The organism is Pseudomonas sp. LAM2023 (assembly GCF_016620375.1).
GTDB lineage: Bacteria > Pseudomonadota > Gammaproteobacteria > Pseudomonadales > Pseudomonadaceae > Aquipseudomonas > Aquipseudomonas anuradhapurensis.
In genome coordinates this window covers 1-1,900 of sequence record NZ_JAENHV010000025.1, presented here as the reverse complement: position 1 = coordinate 1,900, position 1,900 = coordinate 1, and the positions used below count along the sequence as shown (strand labels likewise).

The window sequence follows — 1,900 nt, the reverse complement described above, 5'->3', positions numbered from 1 at the left end:
AGCCATGACGGGCAGTCCACATTGCTCAAGCGCCAGTACCGCTACGATGCCGCTGGCCAGCTGACCAACATCCACGACAGCCGCCGTGGCCCGCTGGAGTACCAGTACGACCCGGTGGGGCGCCTGCTCAAGGCCACCAGCCGCCTGGGCGTGGAAACCTTCGCCTTCGACCCGGCCGGCAACTTGCTCGACCAGAAGAGCCAGGAACTGAACCGCCCGCTGGAAGCCGATCCACGGCGCAACAAACTGATGGACAACCTGCTGCGTGAGTACGCCGGGACCCATTACAAGTACGACGAACGCGGCAACCTGATTCATCGGCTGCACAACGGCTCCCATGCCCATTTCAGCTGGGACCTGTTCGACCGGCTAACGGGGTACAACGACGACAAGCTCAAGGTGGACTACAGCTACGACGCCCTGGGTCGACGGTTGCACAAGCACTCGGTGGCGCATTTCTGGGACAGGCCGGAAGCGGGCACCGGTTGGAACCAGCTGCAACGGGCCAAACGCCAGCGTGAACTTGGCTGCGGCTTTACCCTGTTTGGCTGGGATGGCGACACCCTGGCCTGGGAGAGCTCACCGCCAAGGGACGATGGCGATACTGGCCGTACCGTGCATTACCTGTACGAGCCGGGCAGCTTTGTGCCGGTTGCTCAGGCGCTGCGTAAAAGCCCGATCCGTTTGCATAAACAACCGGACTGGAGCCAGCGCGAATACGATTTTGACCAGGATCCGCTGTGGCATACGGAGGTGAAACCGCAGGCGTTTGACGCGATTGCCTGGTATCAGTGCGACCATCTCGGTACGCCGATGGAGCTGACCGATGAGCAGGGCAATGTTGCTTGGGCGGGGCAGTACAAGGCGTGGGGTGAAGTCAAAGAGGAGCGCTCGGACTGGGCGAAACAGCATGGCCTAAGTAACCCGATTCGCTTCCAGGGGCAGTATCACGACCATGAGACGGGGCTGCATTACAATCGGCATAGATATTATGATCCGGAAGCTGGTAAGTTCCTTAGTCAAGACCCAATTAGCTATGCTGGAGGCGTTAATCTACATCTCTATGCTTCTAATCCTGTAAGCTGGGTCGATCCGTTAGGTCTCACATGTGGTCTGTGGAGACGAGCAAGCTTGAGGGAAATCCGTCGGCGCTTGGGTATTCCACTAACCCAGCAGCCGATAAATCAAAAAATGGTGAGATTAACCAATCGTGATGGTGAGTCAATCCTTGATGAGAATCGAAGGCCAATAAGAAGTCGAGAGTTAACTTATCGAGTTAACGGCAGGGATATTATTGTGCAAGATCACTCCGCTGGTCATTACTATGGCGAGGGGGGAGTGGGAGATCAGCCTCCGCATCATAACGTCAGGCCTATAGATAACCCTCGGACAGGTTCTGTTGATGGGATGGAAGATCACTACTACTTTAACTGTCGGAATAAAAAGTAATGAATATCACAAGATTTATGAACCCGCAGGCATTAACAGCCATGTATGGCGATATTCCTTCTTTTGTCGGTGCTGAAGCCTTGTCGGTTGTATTCAGTCAAGATGGTCCATCTGTTTTTGTTAAATTTATGATGAAGGGGAAGCCTTTAAAAAAGCCTGCAAGATGGCCGAGTGTCTTTGATGTTGTATATGTGGAAATTTCATTTGGTGCGGCAGAAATTGTTGGTTTTTCTAAATGGGGGAGAAGTAATGTTGTTTCGGAGATCTTGGCTTGTCTTATGGATGGTAGAGAGTTGGTGAAGTTTATTTTTGAAAATGAATGTTGCCTAGAGTTTTCGTATGACTGGGCTTGTGTTGAAGGTATTAATTATGGCCTAATTGGTAGCCCTTAAATTAGCGGAAAGTGGCGGCCGATGGATGTGTCGACTACCGTTTTTAAGTTGTTGCCAAC

General features: G+C 52.6%; 2 protein-coding genes. Both read left to right on the top strand.

The features are described from left to right. Positions 1-1,449: RHS repeat-associated core domain-containing protein (locus tag JKP78_RS15015; protein ID WP_200626899.1), on the top strand; the 1,449-nt coding region annotated here is incomplete at its 5' end. Continuing rightward, complete coding sequence (locus tag JKP78_RS15010) at positions 1,449-1,841, top strand: Imm50 family immunity protein (RefSeq protein WP_200626898.1); 393 nt, start codon at positions 1,449-1,451, stop codon at positions 1,839-1,841. The genes JKP78_RS15015 and JKP78_RS15010, both read left to right, overlap by 1 nt. Positions 1,842-1,900 lie beyond the last annotated feature (59 nt).